This is a genomic window from Caballeronia sp. LjRoot29 (assembly GCF_964252755.1).
In the GTDB taxonomy this organism is placed as follows: Bacteria; Pseudomonadota; Gammaproteobacteria; order Burkholderiales; family Burkholderiaceae; genus Caballeronia.
Map to the genome: position 1 here is coordinate 70,891 of NZ_CAXUPU020000006.1, position 24,465 is coordinate 95,355.

At 59.1% G+C, this 24,465-nt stretch carries 21 protein-coding genes; 13 read left to right on the forward strand and 8 right to left on the reverse strand.

Annotation, left to right across the window (positions count from 1 at the left end):
- Positions 1-168: 168 nt before the first annotated feature.
- Positions 169-1,164: an ABC transporter substrate-binding protein gene (locus ACSQ83_RS09505; protein WP_436227960.1), complete on the forward strand. Its 996-nt coding sequence runs from the start codon at positions 169-171 to the stop codon at positions 1,162-1,164.
- 63 nt (positions 1,165-1,227) lie between these two features.
- On the opposite strand, the gene ACSQ83_RS09510 is transcribed toward ACSQ83_RS09505, so the two are convergent.
- Positions 1,228-2,037 carry a class II aldolase/adducin family protein gene (locus ACSQ83_RS09510; RefSeq protein WP_414953139.1) on the reverse strand — a complete coding sequence of 270 codons (810 nt, stop codon included), beginning with the start codon at positions 2,035-2,037 and terminating at the stop codon, positions 1,228-1,230.
- A 192-nt stretch (positions 2,038-2,229) separates the two neighbouring features.
- A complete protein-coding gene (gene trpS / locus ACSQ83_RS09515; RefSeq protein ID WP_436227961.1) occupies positions 2,230-3,285 on the reverse strand; it encodes a tryptophan--tRNA ligase in 1,056 nt (351 codons plus the stop codon).
- Positions 3,286-3,847: 562 nt separating this feature from the next.
- On the opposite strand from trpS, the gene ACSQ83_RS09520 reads away from it, so the two are divergent.
- From ACSQ83_RS09520 to ACSQ83_RS09540, 5 genes are all read left to right on the forward strand, one after another.
- On the forward strand, positions 3,848-4,897 hold the full coding sequence (locus ACSQ83_RS09520) for a TRAP transporter substrate-binding protein (protein ID WP_414953141.1): 1,050 nt from the start codon (positions 3,848-3,850) through the stop codon (positions 4,895-4,897).
- Between the two features lie 98 nt (positions 4,898-4,995).
- Entirely contained in the window at positions 4,996-6,933 is a 1,938-nt protein-coding gene (locus ACSQ83_RS09525) for a TRAP transporter large permease (RefSeq protein ID WP_436228073.1), read from the forward strand.
- A 12-nt stretch (positions 6,934-6,945) separates the two neighbouring features.
- Positions 6,946-8,010 (forward strand): LacI family DNA-binding transcriptional regulator, encoded by a 1,065-nt coding sequence (locus tag ACSQ83_RS09530; protein ID WP_436227962.1) that lies wholly within the window; start codon positions 6,946-6,948, stop codon positions 8,008-8,010.
- On the forward strand, positions 8,007-9,029 hold the full coding sequence (locus tag ACSQ83_RS09535) for an NAD(P)-dependent oxidoreductase (protein ID WP_436227963.1): 1,023 nt from the start codon (positions 8,007-8,009) through the stop codon (positions 9,027-9,029). Before ACSQ83_RS09530 ends, ACSQ83_RS09535 begins: the two co-directional genes overlap by 4 nt.
- Complete coding sequence (locus tag ACSQ83_RS09540; protein ID WP_436227964.1) at positions 9,026-9,862, forward strand: amidohydrolase family protein; 837 nt, start codon at positions 9,026-9,028, stop codon at positions 9,860-9,862. The genes ACSQ83_RS09535 and ACSQ83_RS09540 overlap by 4 nt, the downstream gene beginning before the upstream one ends.
- Before the next feature lie 38 nt (positions 9,863-9,900).
- On the opposite strand, the gene ACSQ83_RS09545 is transcribed toward ACSQ83_RS09540, so the two are convergent.
- Complete coding sequence (locus ACSQ83_RS09545) at positions 9,901-10,809, reverse strand: glycerophosphodiester phosphodiesterase family protein (RefSeq protein WP_436227965.1); 909 nt, start codon at positions 10,807-10,809, stop codon at positions 9,901-9,903.
- Between the two features lie 266 nt (positions 10,810-11,075).
- On the opposite strand from ACSQ83_RS09545, the gene ACSQ83_RS09550 reads away from it, so the two are divergent.
- Both ACSQ83_RS09550 and ACSQ83_RS09555 read left to right on the forward strand, forming a co-directional pair.
- Complete coding sequence (locus ACSQ83_RS09550; protein WP_436227966.1) at positions 11,076-11,492, forward strand: DUF302 domain-containing protein; 417 nt, start codon at positions 11,076-11,078, stop codon at positions 11,490-11,492.
- 200 nt (positions 11,493-11,692) lie between these two features.
- Positions 11,693-12,076 carry an MEKHLA domain-containing protein gene (locus ACSQ83_RS09555; RefSeq protein ID WP_436227967.1) on the forward strand — a complete coding sequence of 128 codons (384 nt, stop codon included), beginning with the start codon at positions 11,693-11,695 and terminating at the stop codon, positions 12,074-12,076.
- Positions 12,077-12,095: 19 nt separating this feature from the next.
- On the opposite strand, the gene ACSQ83_RS09560 is transcribed toward ACSQ83_RS09555, so the two are convergent.
- Positions 12,096-12,458 carry a hypothetical protein gene (locus tag ACSQ83_RS09560; protein WP_436227968.1) on the reverse strand — a complete coding sequence of 121 codons (363 nt, stop codon included), beginning with the start codon at positions 12,456-12,458 and terminating at the stop codon, positions 12,096-12,098.
- 213 nt (positions 12,459-12,671) lie between these two features.
- Between ACSQ83_RS09560 and ACSQ83_RS09565 the strand changes: the two genes are divergently transcribed.
- The 3 genes from ACSQ83_RS09565 (at position 12,672) to ACSQ83_RS09575 (ending at position 16,440) form a co-directional block, all read left to right on the forward strand.
- Positions 12,672-14,147: a PLP-dependent aminotransferase family protein gene (locus ACSQ83_RS09565; protein ID WP_436227969.1), complete on the forward strand. Its 1,476-nt coding sequence runs from the start codon at positions 12,672-12,674 to the stop codon at positions 14,145-14,147.
- Positions 14,148-14,728: 581 nt separating this feature from the next.
- Positions 14,729-15,436, forward strand: a complete 708-nt coding sequence (locus ACSQ83_RS09570; protein WP_436228074.1) for an MgtC/SapB family protein — start codon at positions 14,729-14,731, stop codon at positions 15,434-15,436.
- 710 nt (positions 15,437-16,146) lie between these two features.
- Positions 16,147-16,440, forward strand: a complete 294-nt coding sequence (locus ACSQ83_RS09575; RefSeq protein ID WP_414968694.1) for a DUF4148 domain-containing protein — start codon at positions 16,147-16,149, stop codon at positions 16,438-16,440.
- A gap of 266 nt (positions 16,441-16,706) precedes the next feature.
- On the opposite strand, the gene ACSQ83_RS09580 is transcribed toward ACSQ83_RS09575, so the two are convergent.
- Positions 16,707-17,567 carry an MIP/aquaporin family protein gene (locus ACSQ83_RS09580; RefSeq protein WP_436227970.1) on the reverse strand — a complete coding sequence of 287 codons (861 nt, stop codon included), beginning with the start codon at positions 17,565-17,567 and terminating at the stop codon, positions 16,707-16,709.
- Positions 17,568-17,670: 103 nt separating this feature from the next.
- Positions 17,671-19,170, reverse strand: a complete 1,500-nt coding sequence (glpK, locus tag ACSQ83_RS09585) for a glycerol kinase GlpK (protein WP_436227971.1) — start codon at positions 19,168-19,170, stop codon at positions 17,671-17,673.
- A gap of 815 nt (positions 19,171-19,985) precedes the next feature.
- Between glpK and ACSQ83_RS09590 the strand changes: the two genes are divergently transcribed.
- Positions 19,986-20,432 (forward strand): hypothetical protein, encoded by a 447-nt coding sequence (locus ACSQ83_RS09590; protein WP_414953155.1) that lies wholly within the window; start codon positions 19,986-19,988, stop codon positions 20,430-20,432.
- 58 nt (positions 20,433-20,490) lie between these two features.
- Here the strand turns inward: ACSQ83_RS09590 and ACSQ83_RS09595 are convergent, their stop codons facing one another.
- Together ACSQ83_RS09595 and ACSQ83_RS09600 are read right to left on the reverse strand one after the other, a co-directional pair.
- A complete protein-coding gene (locus ACSQ83_RS09595) occupies positions 20,491-21,696 on the reverse strand; it encodes a multidrug effflux MFS transporter (RefSeq protein WP_436227972.1) in 1,206 nt (401 codons plus the stop codon).
- Between the two features lie 75 nt (positions 21,697-21,771).
- Positions 21,772-22,500, reverse strand: coding sequence for a DUF899 family protein (locus ACSQ83_RS09600; RefSeq protein WP_436227973.1), 729 nt, complete (start codon positions 22,498-22,500; stop codon positions 21,772-21,774).
- Between the two features lie 487 nt (positions 22,501-22,987).
- On the opposite strand from ACSQ83_RS09600, the gene ACSQ83_RS09605 reads away from it, so the two are divergent.
- A complete protein-coding gene (locus ACSQ83_RS09605) occupies positions 22,988-24,142 on the forward strand; it encodes a peptidyl-alpha-hydroxyglycine alpha-amidating lyase family protein (protein WP_436227974.1) in 1,155 nt (384 codons plus the stop codon).
- Positions 24,143-24,465: the final 323 nt, after the last annotated feature.

Below are 24,465 nucleotides of genomic sequence, written 5' to 3' on the forward strand. Positions count from 1 at the left end.
GGTGGATCGTGACACCTTTGCAAGCTTTGTTACGAGCCCCAAGCGAAGCCCTCAAACCTGCAATGCTTAAGTCTCGGGCGCTCATAACCATATCGGAATTGAATAATTCTCAAGGCGTCGCAGCGTCGCTACTCTGGGCGCTGATTTCGCCCGCGAGGATTGATACAGATGGATGGTTCCAAGGTTTTCGATGGACGGCGGCGCGCATTGCGCTTGCTAGGCGCCGCGCCGGCCGTCGCCGGGCTAGGCGGTTTCGCATCGCGGCAGGCGAGGGCGGAGGACGCGGCCTTGCGTTCCGTCACGCTTATTCTGGGCGATCAGGCGGGCGGAACGCGCGCGCTAGCCGAGGCTGCCAAAGTGCTCGGCGGCACCCCGTATGCCTTCAAGTGGGCTAATTTCCAGGGCGCGGCACCGCTCTTCGAAGCACAGCGCGCGGGTGCTGTCGACCTGGCGCCTGCCGGTGATCTGCCGGTGCTGGCTGCAGCCGTTGGCGATCCCACACTCAAGATCGTGGCGACGCGCGTTGGCTCCGGCGCGCAGCTGGGCATCCTCGTTCCGGCGGACTCGAAGCTGCGCAGCGTGGCGGAGCTCAAGGGACGCACGGTGTTTGTATCGTCGGCGCGTGGGAGCATTTCGCAATTCCAGCTCTATGGTGCGCTGGCCGAAGCGGGTCTTTCGCGCGAGGACGTGTCAGTGCGGTTTGTCTTGCCGGTCGACGCGTTCTCCGCGTTTGAATCGGGACGTATCGATGTCTGGGCGACGTTCGATCCGTACTTCGGAACCGCAGTTCAACGGGGTGCGCGGGTGCTAAGGGATGGCACTGGCATCAATAGCGGACTGGGCTTTGTGACGGCGTCTGGCACGGCAGCGGCCGATCCCCTGAAGCGCCTCGCCATTGCAGACTTGCTCCAGCGCTTGCAACGCGCGGGCGAGTGGGCCGTCGCCAATCCCGATGCGTACGCTCAGGTCTACGCGTCATTAACCCGCCTGCCACTCGATGCTGCAAAGACCATTATCGCGCGCTCAGCGCTGAAGCAACGTTTTGTTGCCGAGAACGATATTGTCGCGTTGCAGCGAGTCGCAGATAGTGCTTTCCGCGATGCCATCCTTCCAAGAAGAATAGACGTACGCGCTATCTCGGATACGCAGATCGCTAAAGCTTGATGGTGAACGGTTGACTAAGGCGATGCGTGATGCATCGCCTTAGTTGCTCCATACCGTTTCAAGTCAATCAAGCAGATCAGGTTCTGCTTCGACCAGACCTTCATACAAGCTCTCGAACGAAAACAGCGCGCCTCCCGGACGGCCGACCCTTTCATGCGTGAGCGCGGCCACGTCATGCGGAATGCGCTGAGGCGTACCGGCGGCTTCGGCAAGTAGTTGTGTGTGGCACGCGTTATCGAGTGCGAGATACCACCACGCGGCGGCTTCGACCGTCGGGCCCGCGGTGAGGATGCCGTGATTTTTCAGGATCACCGCCTTGCTCGAACCCAGCGCGTCGGCAATGCGTGCACCTTCCTTGGTGTCGAGCACCACACCCTGGAAGTCATCGAATAGTTCGTGATCCTCATAGAATGAGCAGGAGTCTTGCGTTAGCGGATCGAGCTTGCGTCCCAGCGTCGACCAGGCTTTTCCGTAGAGGGAATGCGTATGCGCAGCCGCGATAATATCTGGACGAGCTTCGTGGATGGCCGCATGAATCGCAAACGCAGCTTGATTAACCGGTCCCTTGCCAACCACGATCTCGCCAGCGCTGTTCACCAGCAGCAAGTCGGAAACCCGCATGCGGGCGAAGTGCCTGCCAAGGGGATTGACCCAGAAATGGTCGGTCCATTCAGGATCGCGTGCAGTGATATGGCCGGCCAGACCTTGATCAAAGCCGCGTTGGGCGAACAGGCGAAACGCGCCGGCAAGCCGCTCCAGACGATGCCTGCGTTCAGCCGCGGGCGTAGCCGGAGGAGGGACTTCGTCGAACCAGAATTTGCGGACGGGCGTGTCGTGCAGGGTGAGACCGGGCGCGTCGGTGAGGGTGCTCATTGTTTGATGTCCTTTGGCGATCAAGCGACGTTCTGACTCGCCCGGGTGCCCTTGTGCGGCTAGCGGCTAAGGCCAGTCCCGGCGAATGAACAGTCTCAAAGGCTAGCACCCGGGCCTGCAAAGGTTAAATATCAAATGGAGATAACCATATCGATCGGCGGGTCGGCACGCTCAAATGACACTTGATCATTTCTAGGAGCTTACGGATTCAAACGAAAATGTTCCTAGCGCCCTGCGTACCTCATCCAGCGTTTCCTGCGTGACAGTCTTCGCGCGCTGGGTGCCTTCCTTAAGCACGCTAAAGACGTATGCCGGGTCCTGGGCAAATCGTTCTCGCCGTTCCCGTATAGGAGCGATCAGTGCCTGCAGCTTATCCTCCAGCCGATGCTTGAGCGCCATGTCGCCGAGCCCTCCTGCGCGATACGCCGCCTTCAGGCGTTCAACTTCGGCGCGGTCGTCATCGAATACGTCCAGATACGTGAAAACTACGTTGCCTTCCACGGTTCCCGGATCAGATGCACGCAGATGGTTTGGATCGGTGTACATGCGCTTCACCGCTTCACGTATGACGTCGGGCGAAGAAGAAAGCGCAATCGAGTTGTTCTGCGATTTGCTCATCTTGGCTTTGCCGTCGACACCGGGAAGGCGGCCCATCGCCGGGATCAATGCTTCGGCTTCCGGCAGAACGTCGATACCCGCCTGGCGATTAATACGCCGAACGATTTCGTTGGTTTGTTCTATCAACGGCGCCTGGTCTTCTCCCACTGGAACAAAGTGAGCTTTGAACCCGGTGATATCGGCCGCTTGCGCGATGGGGTAGCAGAGAAAGCCCGCCGGAATATCGCGCCCAAAACCGCGGGATTGAATCTCTTCCTTGATCGTGGGATTGCGTTCGAGGCGCGCGACAGTGACGAAGTTCATGTACAGCAGGGTCAATTCCGCGAGGGCCGGCAAGGCTGACTGCACGGCGACGGTCGTCTTGCCCGGATCAATACCGACGGCCAGATAATCCAGCGCGACTTCCAATACATTACGGCGCACTTTGTCCGGATCATGAGCGTTGTCGGTCATGGCCTGGGTATCGGCGACGAGGAGGTATTGCGTGTGTGTTTCCTGAAGCGCGAGCCGGGTCTTTAGCGAGCCAACATAATGGCCCAGATGCAGCGGTCCGGTAGGGCGGTCACCGGTCAGGACGGTCAGACGCGGAACGGACGACGGGGCGTCGTGTGAGTCATGAAGATCGTGCATAGTCGGATTCTCTTGAAGAACTGCCGCAGGACAAGCGAACCGGGGATTTAATCCATGCCAGCCGGACTGCGGCGATCATGGTCATTAAAAAGACGTGACAATGCCGCTCCTTCAAGAGCGGCACCAGATGCGTGCAGTAGCGGGGTTGATCGCAGACATGGCATAAGAATGCCATAGAGCGGGGATGCCCGACAACGCCCGGCGTTTGAGCGCGCCGTCTCGATCGACGAGAATATCAAACCCGGTTTAAATAGTCAGGAATGCTTGGTAAATATCGGTCGATTAAAAACCGTCACGGACCGCATTTCCTACAGCGAGTCATTGTGCATGGAGTACCGAGCGGCACCTGGACGGCGGCGCAGCTCGCAGATTCCTGGCGTGCTCAGGCCGATAGAAATTCCGTCGCTCAACCCGGGGGTATTCCCCAGTTAACCGTGTTAACCCCAGGATATTGAAGCGTCGTGGGAATGTCCTTATGATCCGTAAAACGATTTAGTAAAACGTTCTACCAAATCAAAAAACCGGTCGAAAAATTAGACAGGTAACTAGACGGAGACATGAAATGCCCGGATCAGATCGTTGTTCGCCACGTCGTTCCTTATCGCGCCGACGCTTCGTGCAAACCGCTGGCGCTGCAGTTTCCACGCTCGCGTTTCCGGCGATCGGGCGCGCGGCGGCGCCTGTCCAACTGCGGTTTTCATCCACCATGACCGCCGACGAAAATTCCGCGCACTACATCTATTTCGAACGCCTTCAGGCGAACCTGAAGAAGAGCGTGGGCGACCAGATTCGCGTCGACTTTTTTCCGAACGGGCAGTTGGGCAAGGAGGCCGATGTCGTTCAGCAGGTTCGACTCGGTTCGATCGACATGATGATCACGGGCAGCTCGATCTGGGCAACCGCGCTTCAGGAACTCGCGTTGCTGGATCTCGGTTTTCTCTTCGACAGCTGGGCGCATGTAGGTAAATCGGTTGACCACGGCGTGGCCGATGTCTACAACAAGCTGATGCTGTCGCGCACCGGATGTTCAATCATCGGCTGGGGTTCGCACTTCAACGCGCGCAGCGTCTACACCAAGCCCGCGATCAAGGATCTGAGCGCGCTCAAGAACGTCAAGCTGCGTGTGCTGCCCACGCAGGCCTTCATCGAAACCTTCAAGTTGATGGGTGCCATCCCCACGCCGATTGCGTTCAACGAGGTGTACACCGCCGTGCAGACGGGCGTGGTCGAGGGTTTTGAACACGATGCAGCCAGCGTGCTTTCCAACAAGCTCAATGAAGTCGTGCAGAACAGTTGGCAGACCAATCACTTGTTCAGCCCATGCATCACGGTGATCGGCAAGCGGGGACTCTCGAAGATTCCCGATGCCATCAAGCCCCAGTTCCTGGAGGCCGCGCACGAGGCGAGCTTGTATCAGCGGCAAGAGGCTGCAACGAAGGGTGCAGATGCCCTTGGCGCCCTCAAGAAGGCCGGCATGACTTTCTATCCGATGGCCGACGCGGAGCGCAACAACGTTCGCAAGCTGATGCGTGACAGGCTGTGGGTGCCATTCACGCAAAGCAATCCGGTGACTGCACCGGTACTGGCTGCCATCGACGCCGCCCGTGCGTGACGTGCGTGATATGCCCCATTCAGCACGGGGCTTCCGGATCACGGGAACTCACGGGAACATGAGACGAGAACCGAACGATGAATGAATCACTCAGCAAGATGGCAGGCCACGAGTTGCGCATCGCGGATGGTCCGCAAGACGCAGCAGGGCCAGCGGTTGCAGGCCCGGTCATCAGCGCAAGCACGTGGGGCTTCGGCACGCTGACCACCAGCGGACAGTTGCTTGCCACGCTATGTACGTTCATAGAACGCCTGTGCGGCGTGGTGCTTGCCGTCGATGTCCTGGTGGTGTTCATCTCGGTGATCCTTCGATATTTCGTGCACCACCCCGTCGACTGGGCGGAGGAGATCGCGCGCGGTCTCATGGTGACGATGGTGTTCCTGGGCGGCGCGACGGTGCTCGCACGCCGGCAGCATGTGAATATCGATTTCTTCCGCGCGTTGCTGCCGCAACCATGGCGTGCGGCCGCACTACAGACCGGCTACTGGGTCATTGCAGGCACGGCGGGCGGCCTCGCGTATTCGGCATGGCTGCTGCTGGAAGACTCGGCGAACGTGACCACGCCGATGGGCTTGCCGCAGTGGATCAACGTGTTGCCGGTGATGCTGGGCGCCTTGCTGATGACCGCCGTGGCGGTAGCCAGTGCGATCACCGGCGCGACCCGTACCACATGGCTGACCTTGGCTGGCTGCTGCGCGGCCGCCGCCGCGCTATGGGGCTGGAGTACGGTCCTCCCGGAATACGCTGTCGCGCCGTGGGCGTTGCTGCTGGCGGGTTTTATCGGCGGCTTGGTGGTCGGCGTGCCCATCGCGTTCGTGCTGGCGTTGTCGGCGCTGCTTTATTTCATCAGCGACCCGACCTTGCCCATGATCATCTATTCGCAGCAGGTGATGGCCGGCATGGATCACTTCGTGCTCCTCGCTATTCCGTTCTTCGTGCTGGCCGGCCTGGTGATGGAAGTGAACGGCATGTCGTCGCGGCTGATCGAGTTGCTGGTGCGGATCTTCGGTCGCGTGCGTGGTTCCATGAATCTCATCGCCATTCTTGCCACCGCGTTTTTCTCCGGCGTGTCAGGTTCCAAGCTGGCTGATATTGCTGCAGTCGGGGGCATCGTCGTGCCCGCGGTCCGACGTACGCGCCAGGACCCGAACGAGACCGCCGCCGTGCTGGCGGCGTCGGGCGTGATGGCCGAAACCATTCCGCCTTGCATCAACATGATCATCATTGGCTTCGTTGCCAACATCTCGATAGGCGGCCTGTTTCTGGCGGGCATCGTGCCGGCGGTCGTGATGGCGATGGCGCTCGCCACCATGGTCGTGATCTTCGGCAGGAAGGTTGATCCGCGCACAGCCTTCGCCAGCCGCAAGCCGATTTTCCGGCTGCTCGGCGGTGCACTGGTCGCGCTCGTGATGGTCGTCATGATCGGCAAGGGCGTGACGTCTGGGATCGCAACGTCGACCGAAGTCTCCGCGTTCGCCGTGGTCTATGCGCTCCTGGTCGGCGGTCTTACGTTCCGTGAACTGACGCCGCGTGCAATCGCGAGCTTGTTCGTACGCGCTTCAGCCATGGCGGCGGGCATCCTGTTCATCATCGCCGCGGCGTCCAGCGTTGCGTTTGCACTGACCATCCTGCAGATCCCTTCCATGCTGTCGGCCGGCATGCTGGCGCTTGCGCATACCTACGGAAGCGTGGCGTTCCTGGCGGTATCGGTGCTCATCATGATTGTGTTCGGCGCGGTATTGGAGGGCGCGCCCGCGCTCATCATCTTCGGTCCTTTGCTCGTGCCGATCGCCGTGCAGGCCGGCATCAATCCGCTGCATTTCGGTACGGTCGCGGTCACCGCAATGGGGCTTGGACTGTTCTCGCCGCCCTTCGGTCTGGGCTTATGCGCGACCTGCGCAATGACCGGTACGCGGGTCGAGGACGTCTCGCGCCGCATGCTCAAATACCTGGCGCTGCTCGTGGTGATGCTGGTGTTGCTGATCCTCGTGCCGTCCATTTCGCTGTGGCTGCCGCGGCATTTCAACATGGCCTGACACGGACACACCATGGCTACGATTCATGACGTTGCAGCGCTCGCGGGGGTGTCGACGAGTTCGGTATCGAACGTGCTTAACGGACGCACCGAGAAGCTGAGTGCCGAGACGTATTCGCGCGTGGAGGAAGCCATCCGCAAGCTCGCGTTCCGGCCCAATCGCGCCGCACGCCAGTTGAAGACCGGTCATACGCCGATGCTCGGCTTGCTCGTGCCGTCGACCGCGAATCCGATGTACGGTCAACTCGCGCTGAACGTGGAAGCGGCAGCGCAGTCGCGGTTCAACTACCGGCTGCTGCTCGGCAATACGCATCGGGACAAGCAGCAGGAAGCGCGCATGTTCGAGGACCTGCTTTCGTTCGGGGTGCGTGCGGTGATCGTGGTGTCGTCGCTCAATGACGAGCGCCATCTGGACGAAGCTGTCGCGCGCGGCCTGGCCGTGGTCAGCTATGACCGCAGCGCGAACGATGGCAGCCATTCGCTTGTCGACCACGTGTCGGCCGATAATTACCAGGCAGGCTATCTTGCTGCCGACCATCTCATCGCGCATGGCCACAAGCGGCTTGCGTTCCTCGTGCCCGGCGGCAAGACGCTTAGCCGCGGCGAGAAGATCGAGGGGTTCCGCGAACGTGTGTCACGTGAAGGTCCGCGTTATAGCGCAAGCGTGGTCGAAGGCCGCGTCTCCGAAGCATTCGGTGATTCAGAACTGCCCGACCTGGGCTTCGCGATGGCAAGCCAGGTCGCCGCCATGCAACCCATGCCCACGGGACTCGTGACTGTCAACGACATGCTCGCGATCGGTTTGATGTCCGGGCTGCAGCAACTGAACTTGCGTGTCCCTGACGATGTATCCGTCGTTGGCATGGACGGCTTGTCGGTCGCAGGCTTCACCAATCCGGCGTTGACATCGGTCGCGATGCCCTTGACGGAGATGGCCGGCACCATGGTCGAACGCGCCATCGCCCGTTCGACGCAGCCTGATTTGCCGGCTGCCGATTTCCTTTTTCAACCTACGTTAATCGTGCGTCAGTCGGTTGCCAAACCGGCGCGCGCCAAAAAGGCGACCTCATCAAAATGACGAAGATCTATTTGACCCACTCGCCCGATGCGCTCAAGAACTATTACGGCGACCGGGCGCTGGCGGAATTGCGCACGCTGGGTGAGGTGAAACTCAATCCGTTTGACCGGCCGTTGTCACTCGACGAATTTATTCGCGAAGCACAAGGGCAGGACATTGTGGTCGCGAGTCGCGATTCGGCTGCGCCCGCTGCGCTATTCGACCAGCTATCCGAACTAATTGCGTTCTGCCGCGTGGCGGTGGATATCCGCAATATCGATGTAGGCGCCGCGAGCCGTCAAGGTGTGCTCGTGACGCGAGCAACGCCGGGCTTCGATACATCGGTCGCGGAGTGGGTCCTGGGCGTGATGATCGACCTGAGCCGGGGCATTAGCGCGGCCGCCGCGGCGTACTGGCAGCATCGCGCACCTGTTATTGCAATGGGGCGCGAGTTGCGTGGCGCGGCGCTGGGCATTGTCGGCTATGGCTTTATTGGGCGGCGGCTGGCGGAGCTTGGCATGGCGCTCGGCATGCGGGTAGTTGTGACTGATCCTTTGGCAACGATCACGCAGCCGGGAATTGAACAGGCTTCATTTGACGATGTGTTGAAGCGCGGCGACTACGTTGTCTGCCTTGCGCCTGCCACACCGGAGACGGCGGACTTGTTCAGTACCGCAGCGTTCGCGCGGATGCGGCCCGAAGCATTTTTCATCAACGCTTCGCGCGGCGAACTTGTCGACGACACTGCGCTGCTTCATGCGCTCGATGCCGGCTTGATCGCCGGCGCAGCGGTCGATGTGGGCCGTGCCGCCGACCAGATGCCGAGCGCGGCGCTCGCAGCGCACCAGAAACTTATCGCGAGTCCGCACGTGGGTGGGCTCACGCCGCCAGCCATCGAGCATCAGGCGATGGATACGGTGCGCCAGGTTCGCGCGCTGCTCGATGGTGTCATGCCGGAGCACGCGGTCAACGCGGAATGCGCTGCGCGACTCACGCGTTTGCCGGGGTTTTCCGACGCTTTGCAAGGAGATCAATCTTGAACGACGCTTCGTTGAATTTGCATGAAGGCGCGTGCGATTGCCACGTTCATATCTATGAACTCGATCGTTATCCGCTTGCCGGCACCGCGACTTTTGGGCCACCGCAGGCGTCGTGGAGTGACTACACGGCGGTGCAACGCCAACTGGGTCTCACACGCGCGATCCTCGTGCAGCCGACGGGTTACGGTTTTGACAACCGCTGCTTGCTGGATGCATTAGAACAGTCCGGCGGAACGGCTCGCGGCGTTGTAGTGATCAAGCCCGACACGTCTGTCAGCGAGCTGCAGGCCATGCACGACGCAGGGGTGCGAGGCGTTCGCTTCATGATGATTCCCGGGAGTGGCGGCCTGCTCGGATGGGGCGATCTGGAAGTCGTTGCAAGCCGTATCGCGGAGTTTGGCTGGGTGATCAACCTTCAACTCGATGGCCGCGATTTCGCGCAGTATGAAGCGCGTCTGCGCGCGCTGCCTTGCTTGCTGACGATCGATCATATCGGCAAGTTTCTCGAGCCGGTGGCAACAGACCACCCTGGTTTTCGAAGCCTGCTTGCGCTGCTCGATGCGGGCCGGACCTGGGTGAAGGTATCTGCGCCGTATGAAACCTCGAAGCTTGGACCGCCTCATTACGATGACGTCAGCAAGCTCGCCAGCGCCCTGACGGCCTCACACCCGGAGCGTTGCTTGTGGGCGAGCAACTGGCCGCATCCAGGGCGCAAGCCCGTGCCGAACGATCAAGAGATGCTTGCGCTGCTCTCATACTGGGCACCCGACCGCGCCGTGCGCCGGAAGATCCTGGTCGACAATCCGGGGCGCTTGTACGGGTTCGATAAATGAGTTGCCGCGTGTTGACCTCAAGCCGCAATATTGCTTCGCTACTGCGATTTCTTTTCGATGCGCATGGCGCGCGGCGAGTCGGTCATCACTGCGTCAATACCCAGAGCGGCAGCGGTTGCATAAGCATCGGCTGAATCAACACCGAATGCGACGATCTTCACATCGCCGTTTGTCTTGAAGCATTCGACTGCAGCGGGCGTCCACCACTTCGCATCTACTTTCGACACGCCGGTCCCTAATGTGAAGCGCTCGATCACTTCAACTTGACGATGCAACTCGATTCCCACCCAGCTTCCGGCGGGCGGCGGGTTGTCGCACGTACCACCCAGCGATAGATCCACCAGACGATTGCGAGTTGCATCGCGTGTCTCGAACACCTGCGCCCCGCGGTGCGCCTTCATTAACTGGATTGCTTCAGCATCGGTGGAGTACAAACGCACGCGCGACCACGCATTTGCGTTATCCAATACCTTCGCGACCGCGTCGACCAGGGGTGCTACGGGCGTTTGCTTCATGTCGAGCATGATTGGTACATTCTGCGGCACCGCATCCAGTGCCTCACGCAACGTAGGAATGGGCAGAGGATTGTCGCGATACGGATAGCTGAGTTGTCCCGATACATCCAAGCGGCTGAATGAATAACCCGCGTTAAGCTTGCGAAGGTCGCTAAGCGTGATCTCGTCCAGACGACCTTTTCCATCGGTCAGCGAGCCGAGGTCCGCCGGGCGATAGAGAACGGGAACGCCATCCTTCGTTACCTGCACAGTCATCCATAACGCGTCGGCGCCATTCTCAAGAGCGATGCTGAACGCTTGCAGCGTGTTCTCCGGCGTGTCCCCAGTGCCGCCCCGATGCGCGATGATAAGCGCGCCGCAAGCGCGGGCGTTAATGAGAGCGCGGAGATGATCGCGAGTGCAAGCATAGCGACGCGCATACATGACGGCCATGAAATTTGGTTGAACCGGACGGCAATTTTTTCCGTCAGCCTAGAGTCACCATGGGTCGTTCGTGTCATTAATTTGTCATCCGCAGTACGTGGAAAACGACTCTATAACCGGCTTGAATCGGCTGTATTGAGGGGACGCAAGAACCCGCTCATCGATCACGCTATTCGATTGCCGCGAAGCTTGGGTGAGGCGCACTATAGAGAAATCGTTGGTGCGGGTAGCATGATGAACCGCTTGATTTTGCCACTGACCGGATGACTCATACCATGACCGCACGAACCGACGCTCCCGCAGCATTCCCATCATCGGTGGTTACGTTGCAGAGCAAATACGACTTCGAGGCGACCGTTGCCCGGCTCAAGGCAGCGCTGGCCGCGCATGGCGTAACGCTCTTCGCCGATATCGACCAGAGCGCCGCCGCTGCCAAGGCCGGTACCAGCTTAAGACCGACGCGGCTCCTTTTATTCGGTAACCCGAAGGCGGGCACGCCGGTCATGGAGGCCAACCCGCACGCAGCGCTTGAGCTACCGCTAAAGGCCGTAGTGTGGGAAGACGCCGGGAGCGGGGTATGGGTGGACTATCAGGACGTGACAACAACGCTTGAGTTGGACTATAAGGTCGACGCGAATCATATCGCTCCGCTCAAGCAGATGCCGAAGTTGCTAAGCGGAGCGTTGGCTTAGCCACTTGCAAAGTGACACTAACGGGCATTAAGAAAATGGCGTCTGTCTTGCCGGTGCAGGGACGGGTTTTTGACTAGCGCGGTAATATCGCGGCTCGAATTCGAATCTCCTAACACTCGACCCATGACGATGTCACTCGCTCAAGACCCCGGCTCTGCACCCTGCTGACGGACAGTCACCTTCGGATCGTCGGTACGCCGTTGCTCGATCCGGGCATCCAGCCTGCTGATGCCGCACGATGGTTGTACGAAGACGCGCCATTCTGCGTGGTCGCGCATAACACGGACGCTGACCCGCGGTTTGTCTACGCAAACCGCGCGGCTCAGCACTGTTTCGAATACACGTGGGACGAAATGACGGCGCTGCGCTCCCGGTTATCGGCGGAACATCCTAACCGCGAGGAACGCGATGGATTGCTGGAATCCGTGCGAACCAAAGGCTATGCAAGCGGATACCGCGGCCTTCGCATAGCCAAGTCGGGCAGGCGCTTCTGGATCGAGAATGTGACGGTGTGGAACCTGGTCAATCGTGAGGGAGTCTATTGCGGACAGGCCGCTACGTATCGCCAATGGAAAGACGTTTAGGCGATATAAATTGCAGACGTCAGCCTTGTGTTCTCCGCTTGCCCGATCTTTGACCGAGAGCACGCACACATGATGCAAGCCATGCGATGCCGCTGCCAATAATCGCAACGACCGCATCGCTTCGCCCGGGCACGTGGACAAGCCCGTTGACCGAGGCAAAACCGACCGCTTCGATTTCCACGAACGTGTCGCAAGGCAGCACGTGGCATTCCCCTTCCTCTATCTTGACCACCACGGGGGTCGTCACGTCTAAAAGCCAATCGAGAGCAGGATCACGGTAGGTCAACCGGAGCATGCCATCGATGGCAATGATCCGCGTTCCCGCGTGCTGATGCCGGGCGCTCCGTTGTCCGGGGTAGAAACATTGCCTGATCGATTGCATGAGGGTCACCTTCCAAGTTTCTCAGGATTTTCGCCAAGCCCATTGTGAAAAGGCTTAAGCACGTCTCAAGCTTAGTGATGTGCTTCGCTTAGCGACAGATTCAGCGCGGTACAATCTGTTGCGTAACAGATCCGCTAAACGCTATCTGTATCCGTCCAATTTCCTGTTCTCTGTATCTGGCGCGAGCGCCGGGTTAGCCGCAGCATCTGCACAATGACCCTCTCCATTGAACCGACGCCGCGCGACTTGCCCATGGCCGGGGAGCCGCTGTATGAGCGTCTTGCCGAGCACTACCGCCGGGTGATCGCCGCGGGGACGCTCGCGCCGGGTGATCGCATGCCCTCTGTCCGGGCATTGATGCAGCGGCATCAGGTCAGTCTGTCGACAGCGCTGCAAGTCTTCAGGCAACTCGAAGATGCAGGCTGGCTGCAAGCCAAGCCACGCTCCGGATATTTCGTTCGCCGGCGGACGGCGCCGCTGTTACCCAGTGTTGGTGAGCCGGACAATCCATCGGTACCAATGGAAGCGCAATTCGTCGGTTTGCACGAATCCATTTCGAAAGTGATCGCGCAAGCGCAACGGTTTCCCGACGCGCTGAACTTGGCCGGAGCGACGGCCGCTGCATTGCTTTATCCGACCGCCCGGCTGCAAGCGCTGACGATAAAGATTCTGCGGCATCAGCCGACATTGCTCACGGAAGCCGCAGGAGACGCTGCGGGAGCCGCGCTTCGGCAAGCCATTGCAAAGCGGGCTCTTTCAGCGGGAATGACGCTTTCGCCCGATGAGGTGATTGCTACGACGGGTGGCGTGGAAGCGGTGAACCTGGCGCTGCGCGCGGTGACTCAGGCAGGCGACACTGTCGCGATTGAATCCCCGGCGTTCTTTGGTTTATTGCAGATTATCGAGAGCCTGGGTTTGCGCGCGCTCGAGATTTCGACCAGTCCGACAACCGGGATGTCGCTCGAAGCACTGGAAATGGCGATGCACGCCTATGGGAACATCAAGGCCGTGGTGGTCGTACCTCATCTGCAAAATCCACTGGGCAGTGTGATGCCTAATGAACGAAAGGCCGGGCTTGTCCGGCTTTGCGCGCGGCATAAGGTGGCGGTGATCGAGGACGAGCCTTATCGGGAATTGCTTGATGACGCTGCGCAAAACAAGCCTCTGAAGGCATGGGACCGTGACGGCGGCGTGATTCATTGCGCGTCGTTGAATAAAGTCCTGGCGCCGGGTTTGAGGTTAGGGTGGATGTCGTCAGGGCGATGGCACGCACGCGTCAAGATGCTCAAGTATGCGCAGAGCCGGAACAACGAAAGCTTGTCTCAACTCGTTGCCGCGGAATTCATCGGATCGGGTGCGTACGACCGGCATTTGTTCCAGTTAAGGGAGCGATTGCGGACGCAGCGGGAAGCGACCGCCAATGCTATTGCTCGTTATTTTCCAACCGGTACTCGCCTTAGCGTGCCGGTTGGCGGTATCGTGCTTTGGGTAGAACTGCCGGCCGGTACGGATTCGGGCCGGCTGTTTGAAGAGGCGTTGACGCGCGGCATTCGCATTGCGCCCGGGACCATATTCTCCAATTCCCGGCGCTTCGCTTCCTTCATTCGGTTGAGCTGTCCGCAGCCATTCGATCAAACCCTTGACGATGCATTGCAACGCCTAGGGAAGCTGGCTAGCGAAATTGGTTAAGGGCAATAGCGAATTGTGTTGACTTGCGATTTAGCGGCTGCCTAAAATTCGCTCATTATGATTAATCGGGCTAATGCTTTGGACTCGTGTAGTCGTCATCCCCTGGATTGTTTAGCTGCCTGACCAGCAAGACCCCGCGCTTGAATTCCTAGCCGCCGTCTTGCCAGCAGGCAGATGGTGCGCGTCGCAGTACTTTTTCCGTGCATCTCTTATCTTCTATCAGCGCCAATCAGTCGCGGCCGTTGTCCGCACTTGAACGGAGCGTTGCGGCGAGTCAATACTCGTGGCAACTTCGCTTGGCACTTGTGCCTTCCAAGGAAATGGCGCGGGCATGGATCGACATGTGCTCGCCGGATGCATATCACGCAGTGTCCTAAGCACGAAAAGCAGCCGTGGCGACGGACAATGGCAGTGACCGCTCAAGCCCCCGCAAACGGAGTAGTTTGCTCGCTGTCATCGGACTGTCACACGCAGACAATACGGTGAGCCGCGCCGGCATGGCGACGGCACGGCCATCGAGAGTGCTTGAGCGGTATTCGTCAGGCAATGTGCACGAACAATACAAATCAAAGAATCGCTTCATGATCTACGAGTACATTCTCCCTCTGATAGTGGCTTTGTCGTGCGGCATCGGCATCGGCCTGGAGAGACAGATGCGGCAGCGAACGGCGGGCTTGCGCACCATTACTTTGGTGACCAGTGGCGCCTGCCTGTTTGTGATCCTTGGCACCTTGACTGGGGACGGGACCGCGACCGTGACGCAAATGGCGGCATACGTGGTGTCCGGCGTGGGCTTCCTGGGTGGCGGCGTCATCATGCGCGAGCAGGGAGCAATCCAGGGAATCAATACGGCGGCCACCTTGTGGTGCTCGGCGGCCGTTGGCGTTCTTTGCGGGTCGACACACTATGGACCCGCCATCGCGGGAACCGTGGTTATCCTGTTCACCAACACCGTGCTGCGTGAGATCGGGCGCGCAATCAATACTGCTCCGGTGGCTTCCGCCGACCTCGTGCGCAAATACGTGCTGACGGTCGTCTGCCGCGCGGAGGATGAAGTGGATATCCGCGCGTTGATCACCAACTCGATGGTGTCTGCGCCGCTCTCGTTCCAGGGACTCAGCAGCACGGATGTCGACGACGGTTCGCAGCGAGTGGAAGTGATCGCAACGCTCGAAACGCATCCGAAATATCAATCGAAGGTTGAAGCCGTTGCGAGCCGGCTTAGCATGGACAAGGGCGTATCGAGCGTTAGCTGGGCCGCGCTCGATACCGTGCCTGAGCCTGACTGATGATGCCCGCGTAGGGCATGGCATGCGTTTTGAAAGAATGCATCGGTAGTATCCGGGACAGCGATGTCTGACGCACGCATCAAGTATCGCTTCACCCATTGTAAGGTCGCAGATGAGTACTTATGTGTTGTTGGGTTGCGGATTCGGGATTGGATTGGCCATTGCCATCTGGGGAATCTTCGACGCACGGAAGCATTCCCGGCACGAATCGCTAGAGCATGATGACCACGCCCATTCAAGGGGCGATGAACGCAGGCAGTAAGCCCCAACTCACGCGGCGCAAGCGCTCATCCTGACGCAAGCCCTTGCCGATTCCGCAGAGAATCCGCTATACGACCAGAAAATCCTGACCGTCGGAATATTAATTTTCAAAAAAATATCCGTAGGTGTCCGTATGACGGCCAAGCGGTCCGATCAGGGCGAGCAGGATCGCAAGCACAATGAAGGTATAGGACACGTGCTAGAAAGCGGCGACTCTGACACGTGCAACCAGTGTGATGACCCGGTCTTTACCCGGCACTGACGGCAAGATTACAAAGTCGTTTTCTTCGAATCTCGGGGTGCTCATTATGGCGATCTTGTCATCTGGGCGTCAGCTTAGAGTCAGTGCAGGCCGCGCAGAATGAAGTTGCTTACCGTCCCTTACCGGGCGATGAAGCATGCGCTTCATTCATCGAGAGTGAAGCCACTTTTCAAAGAGGCTACCCATCATGAAAACACTGATCTGCACGACACTTGCCCTGGTCCTGGCTGCTCCCGCCATCTCGTTCGCCCAAACCACGGACCAGCCCGTGACGCGTGCCCAGGTGCGCGCCGATCTCATCCAGCTCGAGAACGCGGGATGGCGCCCGAACTCGCAGGACGCTTACTATCCGAGCGATATTCAGGCCGCTGAAGCGCGCGTGCATTCAGGAGACGCCGCTACTGGCTACGGCGGAGCCACGGAGAACGGAACGACGATGTCGCAGCCATCAACGAGCGGAGCAGTGGTCAAGGGACAGTGATTCGGGCTTTGGAGTACATGGGTAGTTTGAATAGCCGTGGTGTCTGTCAGCAACAAGCGTGAGCAACGAAGTTTCCGGCTCGGCAACTGGATTGCTGAGGGTCGCTAAGCGGGTATCCCCGCGCATCAAAAAGTTGCGGCCACTGAAAGACGCAACGGTGCGGGTATCAGCATCGAACGTGGAATTGAGCAGCTAAGCACCGGACTAACCAACGTCCGGCACTTAGCTGCTGCCTGAGCTAGGGGCTAAGTCAGCCTGGCAATTTGTCAGACGCGTTGGCCTTCCTCACAGTCCTTGCCATTGGCCTCGGCTTGCGCTGCGCGCACGCGCGCCGGCAGGAAAGGATGAATCAGCAGTTGGTAAGCGCCGCCGCCAATCACGCCGCCTATCAACGGAGCGACCACCGGAATCCACCAGTAGTTGTCCGGCGAAGGCAGCGCGGACGAACCCCAGCCTGCAAAGTAGGCAAACAGACGCGGGCCAAGATCGCGGGCGGGATTCATTGCCCATGCTTCCAGATAGCCCATCGACGATCCAAGGATTGCCACCAGGAATCCGATCATGAGCGCGCCCGCATTTGCCTGCGGCGCCATCTCGTTGAACTGCTCCGTGATCGCGAAAATCCCGAACAAAAGAAACGCCGTCAGGATGACTTCATCGGAGAACGCGTGCATGGGGGTAATGGCCAGGCCCGGATGCGTGAAGAACACGCCCGCCGCGCCGCCGTCCGCCCGTGACAAATGATGAACCAGATTGTAATGGTCGATCACCGGCCCGAACAGCGCATAAACAATGACCGCGCCCAGAATGCCGCCAACGAGTTGCGCCACCCAGTAGGGCAAGACTTTTTTCCACGAGAAACCGCGAAATAACGCGAGCGCCAGTGTCACCGCAGGATTGGCATGGGTGCCGGAAATAGAGCCGGTCACATAGATGGCCAGCGTCACCGCCAGGCCCCACGACATGCAGACACCCCAATAGGCATTCACATACGGGCTGGGATCGTACAGCACGTACATGCACGCCACTGAGTCCCCGAACGCGATGATGATGAGGACGGCGATAGCTTCGGATATAAGTTCGCCGACAAATTGCCTGCCTGTCGGTTTAGCGATAGTTGATGACATGAGGAGGATTCCTAAAGGATGAATTGCGAGGCAGTAAACACGTTTGGAAGGACGCGACGGGGACTCACGTTGAACGCAGGTTCAACGTGAGTTCACCCTTCTTTCAGGTGGCGTCGGCCCAGGTCTTGGCGGCATTTACCGCGCGTTGCCAGCCGTGCATCTGTCGCTTGACCTCGTCAGCCGCAACATCCGGCGAGAAGCGGCGGTCCAGCTTCCATTGGCTTTGCAGTTCATTCACGTCCTTCCAGTAACCGACTGCCAGCCCGGCCAGATACGCCGCGCCTAATGCAGTGGTTTCGCTGATCTGCGGACGAACTACGTCCACGCCCAGCATGTCGGCCTGGAATTGCATCAACAGGTTATTGGCGACCGCTCCGCCGTCCACGCGCAACTCGCCAATCCGGATGCCGGAGTCGGCTTCCATGGCCTTCAATACATCGATTGATTGAAACGCAATGCTTTCGAGCGCCGCCCGTGCAATGTGGCCGGAGGTCGTACCGCGTGTCACGCCGAACAGCGTGCCCCGTGCGCGCGCATTCCAGTGCGGTGCGCCCAGGCCGGCGAAGGCGGGCACCATATAAACGCCATCGCTATGCGGCACGCTGCGCGCGAGCGCTTCGATTTCATTGGCACTCTTGATGATGCCAAGACCGTCGCGTACCCATTGCACGACTGCACCACCAATAAAGATGCTCCCTTCCAGCGCATAGTTGACCTGGTCGCCGATCTGCCATGCAATGGTGGTGACCAGGTTGTTGCTTGATTCGATCGGCTTGTCGCCTGTGTTCATCACGAGGAAACAGCCCGTGCCGTAGGTGTTTTTCACCATCCCGGACTCGGTGCACATCTGGCCGAAGAGGGCGGCGTGCTGGTCGCCTGCAATGCCGGCAATCGGGATCTTGGAGGCAAAGACCGTGGTCTTGGTCGGGCCGTACACGTCCGACGAGGCACGCACTTCGGGCAGCATGCTGCGCGGAATATCGAGGGCGTCGAGGAGTTCGTCGTCCCACTTGAGCGTGTGGATATTGAAGAGCATGGTGCGCGACGCGTTGGTGACGTCGGTGATATGCAAGCCGTGTTTCGTGAAGTTCCACACGAGCCAGCTATCGACCGTACCGAAGGCAAGGCGTCCCTGTTTCGCTTTCTCGCGCGCGCCTTCCACGTTGTCGAGGATCCAGCGGATCTTGGTTGCGGAGAAGTAGGAATCAATAGGCAAGCCCGTCTTGGCACGGACTTTTTCTTCCAGTCCCTGCGCCTTCAACTGGTCGCAGAAGTCGGCGGTGCGTCGGTCTTGCCAGACAATGGCGTTATAGATCGGCTGCCCGGTTTCGCGATCCCAGACGATGGTGGTTTCGCGCTGGTTGGTAATGCCGATAGCGGCAATCGATGCACCGTTCAGGCCCGCGCGGGTGACGGCTTCAGCGGCTACGCCCGCCTGGGTCGACCAGATTTCCTGTGGATCGTGCTCGACCCAGCCCGGTTGCGGATAGATCTGGCCAAACTCTTTCTGGGCTACCGACACTACGTTGCCCTGGCGATCGAACACCATGGCGCGTGAACTTGTCGTGCCCTGATCGAGCGCGAGAATGTATTGCTCCTGCATTGTCTTCTCCACTGGTTTTTAGATGGATCGCCGCTTTGTGCATGATGCCTCGCGACGTTGCTGACTCTTGTTTTGACTGCGGTTCCGTGAGGCAGGCGCTTCTACGAATATTACGTTTTGATTGCGGCGTTAGTTAGGCCAACCACTTCATGCGGTTGGAGTAAGACCTGCCAAGGGGCGGAATGAAGGCCTTGGAGCCCGATTAGTGCGAGCCGCCGGTGATCGCTCCGATCCGCAACTCCAGCTGAGGGAAAACAAATCCACTTTGTTCGAAAAAGAACACCGCCGAAGTCACATCCCGCGATATCACACATGTTGTTTGCTGATCAATACATAGATTCAGCGCTGCCAGATCGATCGTTCCGCCCTAGCTCACTTCAATTTCCAACATCAATTAAGAAAATCTATCGAACCGATAATGTTCGAATTCGAATGCTAGTGAACAAATTCGAAAATGTAAAGGCTCATTTGTGTCGGATGGAAGAGAGGCAGCCGGCGCATCCGGTTTAGTAGAAAACCTCGAAACGGCGTCGTTAGAAATCTTTTGAAAGTTCGAAAGAGAACGGACATAGCTGGCAATCGCGCCCGCAATGAGGGTGACGCTGTAAGCGGAGGTTTGCATCTGGCGACGGCGCCGATTTCATGGACGCTGAAGCGGCGCGGCGGCGTTCACGCCTGCCACTCAATCAAGATTGTTTGTTCGGGGCAGCTAAAGATATTGGCAATCCGACAATAATTTACGGGTGCAGGTAGAGTGAAACACCGCGACCAAAACGTCGCGGCTGATGCAACGTCGAAAAAAATAGAGGCCAACCATGCGGGTCACCAAGCTTATTCGGATCGTCAGCGTAGTTGCGCTCGCGCCTTGCGGATTGTTGTCGACACTTGCACATGGAAGCGCGGTAGAAGAACAACTCAATTGCAAATCGACGGGCCATGTGTTTATCAGCGCGCTGATGAACAGTGGCGAAATACAGTCCAAGCCAATGCATGTCGAGAAGAATTCAATCAACGCATTCAGGCCGGCCCATGGCGTGAAGCTCACGGCGTTCGAATTCCCGGTCTTTGTCGTGCTCGGCTATGAGAAGGATGATCCGCTCTTCAAGCCGGGCAAGGGAGATCCCGTTGGGGACTGGGCTTACGGCGTCGTGGTGACAGGCGGTTCAGACGACGTCAAGGATCGCCTGCATCAAATGGGCAGCGACGCTATTGTTCACGAAGTCACGCCGGTGATGACCGCGATTCTTTGCAAGGCACATTGAAGAGGAAGGTGCGTGGATATACCACGCACGCATCTGCTCTCAATTCCGCATTCTCTGTTTACTCTGCCGCCGCTGGCAACCTCGCATTTTCGGCGCGCAGCGTGAGACGGGCAATGACAAACGCCACCAGCGCGGAGAGCGCGATTCCGACGACCATCGGCTTTGGCGCGCCATCGGCGAATAAACCGGATACGGCCATCACCGCCGCGCCAACGACAAACTGCAATGCACCCATCAGTGCCGAAGCCGTACCCGCAATTGCGCCATGATTTTCAAGCGATAACACCGCGGAAGTCGGCAAGACCAGTCCCAGGAAACCATATCCGATAAACAGGAAAACCATCATCAGCGCGAGGCTGTCGGCGCCTGCCAGGAACAGCACCGCTACGATGCTCATCGAAATCGCGAAGCCCGTAACGGCAACGCGAATGACGCGCGGCATGCCGTATCGGGCAGTGAGCCGCGCAGTCAACTGGCTGAAGCCGAAAAACGCCGCCGCGTTGAGCGCGAAGCACAAGCTGAACATGGTGGGCGACAAGCCGTAATGGTTGATGATGACGAACGATGCGCTCGCCAGGTAGATGAAAAAGGACGAGACGCCGAACGCACCAACAAACGTGAGTCCAAGAAACGTCGGATCACTAAGCAATTTTCGATACCCCGCGAATGCCGTTGCCCACGAGCTGCCGGCGCGATGATGAATCTCCCGGGTCTCCTTCAACTGCGTAGCCGCAAGCACGAGGGCGAGTCCGCCGGCCACCGTCAGCGCCCAGAAGACCCCGCGCCAGCCGAACGCCGCAATGATGAAACTGCCGGTCAGCGGCGCGAGTAGCGGAGAGACGCTCACAACAAGCATAAGCAGCGACATGAGCCGGGTGGCATCGTGACCGGTGTACAGGTCACGGACAATCGCGCGCGGAACAACCATGCCGGCACACGCGCCCAACGCCTGGAGCACGCGAAAACCAATCAGCACGTGGACGTCTGGTGCAAACGCGCAGCCCACGCTGCCGACGGTAAAGATCGCGAGGCCGACATAGATCGGCATCTTGCGGCCGAAGATATCCGAGAGCGGTCCGTACACGAGCTGACAGACGCCGAGCGTGATGAAAAATACCATCAGGCTCATCTGCACTTCGGCCGGAGTGGCGTGCAGCGCTCCCCCGATTGAAGGCAGGGCGGGCAGGTACATGTCGATGGCAAACGGGCCTACAGCGGTAATGAGGCCCAGCACAATGGCAAGTTGAAGAAAGCGTCGTGTCATTATTTATCGGTAAGGAAGAATGGCGGCATGGTACTCGATGTCATGCCGCTCAAGTGCTCGAGTCAGGTGCCCGGCTCAAGCGCGCTTGGCGGCGTATTCCAGTTTCGGATACCAGTCCCTGCCGCGGCCGCCGGGCGTCAGGTCGAGCATGAGCCACAGCGGCATGGGGTCGGGCGCACCACGCGGGTCCTGCCCCGGGTCGGCCGTTTGCGGTCCCATCTCGTCGCCCCAGAAGTGGCGCACAGTACCACCTGAACGCGTGAAAACGTTAAACGCAGGATTGTCGCCGGCATCCGGATCTTCGTTAGCGTAATCGCAATTGAAGCTATTGCCACCCGACGAATAAAGCCGCAGGTGACGCCAGCCGCGCTCTTTCTTGAATGCTATCAGGCGTTCGATTGGCCCGCGGGCGATCACCGCAAAAGCGACGCGCTGCAAGATATCGGCCATCTCTCCGTCAAGGGCGCCAAGCAATGACGTGCACATCGGGCAAGGCCGTTCGCGCTTGGGACCGAACATCCAGTTATAGGTGATCAGGGTGTCATGATCGCCGAATAGCTGGGAGATCGTGGCCGGACCATGCTCGCCCTCGAAGCGGTAATCCTGTGGCACCTCACCGCCGGCTGGCAATGCCCGGCGCAGGGCAGCCACACGCTCGATGTGTCGGCGTAACTCGATCTCCTCTGCCAGGAGCGCGTCGCGTGCGGTGCGGTACTGCGTACTTTCGCCCGGGAACCGGCGCGTTGATTGAGCCAGTGCCGCGACCGGCTGCAACGTCTGTTCAGAGCCATTTACGGAAGACATGAATGCTCTCCTCGTGGTTGAGGGGGAATTGACTGGAACGATCGGAAATGGGGGCACGATGCGGCGCGTCCAAAGGCGCATTTGCCGGATTACGGCCCTATACGCATGACGAACGACGCCTTGAGAATTCGACATCGCCCGCTTCATTTCTTTCGATATTTACCCGGATGCACGCAGCGACGCGAGGCTGTTACATCGGGCAAGAGAGTCGGGTGGCGCAGAGGCGGATACAGCGGCTAAAGCCAAACGAAGTTAAATAAGCGCGCGGGTTCGCGGCCCCGGCATCAAGCGGACGCGAACTCTGCATCTGCCGCTCATGATGTGCACTATAGTGAAAGCCACGCTGGCGCGCTCAGGTCACCAAAAGACCATGCGCCGGCGCAGGGGACGACTGGAAGGCTCTAACCATGCGTAACTTGCCTTCGGGTCGCGTTCAATAAACATGGCGCTTAGCGCCATCGTCAAGAACAACAAGGAGCGAGATTTAATGTTTGAGGCACATCCACTATCCTGCCCATGCTGCGGCGACCCAGCCACTCGCGTGCTGACCCGCCGCCGTTTCCTGGCCTTTGCAGCCGAGGGCGCCGCGGCACTCGCCTTGCTACCGCACTCCGCCTATGCCGACACCGATCCAACTCGAATCATTGCCTACGACTCGGTCCCCAACCCAGTGCATTTGCCGCGCGATACCTATTTCGGCGAATGTTCTGGCATCGCGCTGAACTCCAAGGGCCATATCTTCGTGCTGTCACGGGGCAATACCAATGGACCCGCGTACGCTGCCGCGGCAGCTCAACTTCTCGAGTTCGCACCCGACGGCCGGTTTGTCCGCGAGATTGGCCGCAATCTATACGCATGGTCTTTCGCGCATATGGTCAAGGTGGATCGCCAGGACAATATCTGGGTGACGGACAAGGGCTCGGACATGGTCATCAAGTTCACGCCTGACGGTCGCGTCGCAATGGTCTTCGGCCGCAAGCAAGAGGCGGCAGACGAGGAGACCGGTCCGCTCAAGCACCCGAATCCGCCGCTTCCCGCCGAGCCGGGCCGTTTCCGCCAGGTAACCGATGTGGCCTGGGACGCTGCCGGTAACAGCTATATCAGCGACGGTTATATCAACTCGCGAGTGGCAAAAGTCGACAAGGACGGTAACTGGCTTAAGTCCTGGGGTGAGCGCGGCACCGGCCCCGGGCAGTTCCACACGCCGCATAGTATTGCGCTTGACGCCAAGGGGCTTGTCTATGTAGCGGACCGGAGTAACCGGCGCATCCAGGTGTTCGATGGCGAAGGCAATTTTCAGCGCCAGTTCACTATCGACGTGCCGGTGTCTCCCGGTGCGCGACCGGCGATTGGTTATGCGCCCGATGAGGCCGCCATAGCCGCTGGTACATTCGCACCCGGCTCGCCGTGGGCCATCTGCATTTCGCCGGGGCCTAACCAGGTGCTGTACAGCTCAGACGCCTTTCCGGGGCGCATTTATAAACTGTCGCTCGAGGGTGAGGTGCTGGGAGTACTCGGCGAGTCCGGCAAGCAGCTCAAGCAGTTCGGCTGGATTCACCAGATGGCTTGTCCGTCGGAGAACGTGCTGTATGTTGCCGAATTGCTGAATTGGCGCGTACAGAAGCTGGTGCTGCATGCGTGACGTTGATTGAATCATTGCAGTGGCGGGCTGACGCTCGCCACTTGATTGATGACTGCGATCGTGCGTTAGCAATTGCAGGGCGACGTTGATCTGATTCTAAAGGCGCCTCTAGCGTCTTTAGACAATTGCTAGCCCTGGCGATATCCACTATATAAATCCTGGATAGTCCTTGAGATGCGTTATGCGAAGCGGGTCAAAGACGATGCTCCGAATGCGCTTGCCTGGACCTAGGGGTTGCCCCGCATAGTCGACGCCGATGTCCCGCTACTAGTATCGCCGCCGCAGACACGTGGCGTGTATAAACTGACAGAATCGCACGCCCG

Coding starts and splice junctions, on each gene's coding strand:
- ACSQ83_RS09505 (WP_436227960.1), top strand. CDS start 169: ATGGATGGTTCCAAGGTTTTCGATGGACGGCGGCGCGCATTGCGCTTG.
- ACSQ83_RS09510 (WP_414953139.1), bottom strand. CDS start 2,037: ATGAGCACCCTCACCGACGCGCCCGGTCTCACCCTGCACGACACGCCC.
- trpS (WP_436227961.1), bottom strand. CDS start 3,285: ATGCACGATCTTCATGACTCACACGACGCCCCGTCGTCCGTTCCGCGT.
- ACSQ83_RS09520 (WP_414953141.1), top strand. CDS start 3,848: ATGCCCGGATCAGATCGTTGTTCGCCACGTCGTTCCTTATCGCGCCGA.
- ACSQ83_RS09525 (WP_436228073.1), top strand. CDS start 4,996: ATGGCAGGCCACGAGTTGCGCATCGCGGATGGTCCGCAAGACGCAGCA.
- ACSQ83_RS09530 (WP_436227962.1), top strand. CDS start 6,946: ATGGCTACGATTCATGACGTTGCAGCGCTCGCGGGGGTGTCGACGAGT.
- ACSQ83_RS09535 (WP_436227963.1), top strand. CDS start 8,007: ATGACGAAGATCTATTTGACCCACTCGCCCGATGCGCTCAAGAACTAT.
- ACSQ83_RS09545 (WP_436227965.1), bottom strand. CDS start 10,809: ATGGCCGTCATGTATGCGCGTCGCTATGCTTGCACTCGCGATCATCTC.
- ACSQ83_RS09550 (WP_436227966.1), top strand. CDS start 11,076: ATGACCGCACGAACCGACGCTCCCGCAGCATTCCCATCATCGGTGGTT.
- ACSQ83_RS09560 (WP_436227968.1), bottom strand. CDS start 12,458: ATGCAATCGATCAGGCAATGTTTCTACCCCGGACAACGGAGCGCCCGG.
- ACSQ83_RS09565 (WP_436227969.1), top strand. CDS start 12,672: ATGACCCTCTCCATTGAACCGACGCCGCGCGACTTGCCCATGGCCGGG.
- ACSQ83_RS09570 (WP_436228074.1), top strand. CDS start 14,729: ATGATCTACGAGTACATTCTCCCTCTGATAGTGGCTTTGTCGTGCGGC.
- ACSQ83_RS09575 (WP_414968694.1), top strand. CDS start 16,147: ATGAAAACACTGATCTGCACGACACTTGCCCTGGTCCTGGCTGCTCCC.
- ACSQ83_RS09580 (WP_436227970.1), bottom strand. CDS start 17,567: ATGTCATCAACTATCGCTAAACCGACAGGCAGGCAATTTGTCGGCGAA.
- glpK (WP_436227971.1), bottom strand. CDS start 19,170: ATGCAGGAGCAATACATTCTCGCGCTCGATCAGGGCACGACAAGTTCA.
- ACSQ83_RS09590 (WP_414953155.1), top strand. CDS start 19,986: ATGCGGGTCACCAAGCTTATTCGGATCGTCAGCGTAGTTGCGCTCGCG.
- ACSQ83_RS09595 (WP_436227972.1), bottom strand. CDS start 21,696: ATGACACGACGCTTTCTTCAACTTGCCATTGTGCTGGGCCTCATTACC.
- ACSQ83_RS09600 (WP_436227973.1), bottom strand. CDS start 22,500: ATGTCTTCCGTAAATGGCTCTGAACAGACGTTGCAGCCGGTCGCGGCA.
- ACSQ83_RS09605 (WP_436227974.1), top strand. CDS start 22,988: ATGTTTGAGGCACATCCACTATCCTGCCCATGCTGCGGCGACCCAGCC.